This is a genomic window from Zhenpiania hominis (assembly GCF_014333425.1).
GTDB lineage: Bacteria > Bacillota > Clostridia > Peptostreptococcales > Anaerovoracaceae > Hominibacterium > Hominibacterium hominis.
In genome coordinates, this window is sequence record NZ_JACRYT010000047.1 from 1 (window position 1) to 2,391 (window position 2,391).

Here is a 2,391-nt window from a genome sequence, read left to right on the forward strand (position 1 = left end):
GGGTTCCTGCTGTCAATATTTTAATTATCACGGAGCATAATCTCTCATAAAAGATAAGCCCCGAATCCATCGGGGCCTATCTTAAAGATTTTTTGGGACATTTTCAAAAATGCTTGACAGCAGGAATTTAACGCTTTTGCAAGCTTTCAAAATCAAATAGGGCTAAAGCCTCTTCCATATCTTTTCTTGTCAAAATACAGAGTTGATCACTTTTCTTTTGCAGATTCGCTATTTTTTTCTCACACTCATCAAAAACATCCAGTTCGGTTTCTGTCAATCCCCCGTACTTAAGCAACAAACTCCGCTTTCGATCCCAGTTCTGCTCTTCCTCCGCATTTCGAACTGCGGCAGCATCTGCTGCGACTGCCTTTCCAAGTCCAACCCCGAATTTTTCAGACAAACTTTCATAATTTGCGCACCCTGTTTTCTTCCTAACCGTCTGATCCAGTTCTTCCATCAAATCGGTACGCTCTTTTTCAAAGGCCTGTTCCACTCTCTCCGTAAGTACCTTCGAAACGCCCAGTGTTATATAATACTTTCCAACCTTGTTAAAGGCCTCTGCGCTATCTTTTTCTGAAGTCTCTATATAGGGAAAACAAAGTCCGGATTCGCTCTGAATCAAATCCACACTTCTTGCTTCATCGAAACCTCCCATATTGGGGGTAAAGCCTGTCCAGGGGAAACTTCCCTCTGGGGTTAAGTCAATGGAAATAATCGAACGTGTTTGACTGTCTCTGCCATTGACTTCCGCTTCCATATGTAAATTTCCATCATCAAGCATATATCCTGAAAATTTGCCCCCCTCTGTCTCTTTGAACAATTCTCTTAATCTGGTTCCCAGAAGGCTCTTCATCCCCATTTTTTCAAGCTGCTGTTCTGCAGATCCATAGGATGAGAACTCCGTTCTGGTGGTGGCAAACTTCAAATTATATTTCCTGCAGATCTCCTCTACTTTCGAGGGGACATCATAAATTGCGCTTTCACTCGTATCCGCAAGCCGCGCCCATTCCTCTTCCGTCATATGATCCAGATAAGAATGGTATTCCTGTGCCGCTTTGAATTCGACCGACTCCTGCAAGGCATTAACCGGTGTTACAGAACCGTCCCGGTTTTTCGTATAAGGGAAAAAAATTCCCGCCGCGTAAGAAATCACTCCTACAGAGAACATCAAGACCAAAACAGCTGCCAGTACAAACAGCAGTTTCCTTTTTTCTCTCTTTCCTCTAAAACCAGTTCCTTCGACAGCAATTCTTTCCGCAAATCCTTTTGGAATCTTTTTTCTACTCCTGAGGCCCTGTAGCTTTAACAGCTGTGCCGTAATCAAATCAGCAGTATCCACATCGTCGCCCTCAATCGCACGTCCCAGTTCTTCTTTCAGCCTTGCAATTTTTAAATCATTCTTTCTCTGTTCCATACTACCGCTCCTTTCTCACAGCCGATCCGACAAGCCCAGATCCATAACAATATTTCTCACTGCCTTTCGCAGTCGTACATATTTCATCTTCAAAGCGCTTTCCCGAATTCGCTTTTCCCGTGCAATCTCCCTCATCGGCTTGTGCTCAACATAGTAGCTCTGGTACAACTCTTTCTGTTCGTCTGTAAGCTGGCTCAGTACTTGCTTCATATATTCCTGCTCGTCAATTTCCTGTTCCCCTTGCCATATCAGTTCATCAAAAAGATCTCTCCGATCCACTGCCATATTTTCCTGAAGCTCTAGAGACTCATTCCTTTTTTCTTCTCTCAACGTCTCTAGTACTTTAATTTTTGCAGTCTTATAAAGAAATGCTTCCGGCTTTTCATGTTTCATGAAATCTTCCCCTTTTTGCCAGGCGATCAAGAACACTTCCTGAGTAAGATCTTCCGCAAGAAAGGCTTCTCTAGTCATTGCGTATATATAATTATAGATTCGAATATAATTCTGGCGGCAAATTTTCTTAAAGCTTTTCACGTCCTTTCCCTCCTTCATTTATATATGTGAAAATCTGCTCTAGGTAACAAAAAAATCTCCCGCACTTTTCAAGGCAAGAAAAAAAGGAACGATATCCATTGTATCGTTCCTTTCTGCCTAAACCGGCAACGTCCTACTTTCCCAGGCAGTCTCCCGCCAAGTATCCTCAGCGCTGGGGAGCTTAACTTCTGTGTTCGAGATGGGTACAGGTGTCTCCTCCCCGCTTTTGTCACCGGATTTACGAATCCTAGCCCTGTTTTCTTACAAACAGTCTGGCCTCTTCCCTTCATACCCTCAAAACTGAATAAGAAACTTCTTCCTTCCAAACCATTGGTCAAGCGTTCGACCGATTAGTATCAGTCAGCTTCACACATTACTGCGCTTCCACCTCTGACCTATCTACGTGGTAGTCTTCCACGGGTCTTACCTCTAAAGGCGGAGAT

The 2,391-nt window shown here is 43.5% G+C and carries 2 protein-coding genes and 2 rRNA genes; all 4 read right to left on the reverse strand.

Annotated features, from left to right (window positions below):
- Positions 1-127: 127 nt before the first annotated feature.
- On the reverse strand, positions 128-1,414 hold the full coding sequence (locus tag H9L42_RS16545) for a hypothetical protein (protein ID WP_187304501.1): 1,287 nt from the start codon (positions 1,412-1,414) through the stop codon (positions 128-130).
- A 15-nt stretch (positions 1,415-1,429) separates the two neighbouring features.
- Positions 1,430-1,948, reverse strand: coding sequence for a sigma-70 family RNA polymerase sigma factor (locus tag H9L42_RS16550; protein ID WP_187304502.1), 519 nt, complete (start codon positions 1,946-1,948; stop codon positions 1,430-1,432).
- A gap of 120 nt (positions 1,949-2,068) precedes the next feature.
- Positions 2,069-2,185, reverse strand: a 5S ribosomal RNA gene (rrf, locus tag H9L42_RS16555).
- A 93-nt stretch (positions 2,186-2,278) separates the two neighbouring features.
- Positions 2,279-2,391, reverse strand: a 23S ribosomal RNA gene (locus tag H9L42_RS16560); the annotation flags it as partial.

Coding starts and splice junctions, on each gene's coding strand:
- H9L42_RS16545 (WP_187304501.1), bottom strand. CDS start 1,414: ATGGAACAGAGAAAGAATGATTTAAAAATTGCAAGGCTGAAAGAAGAA.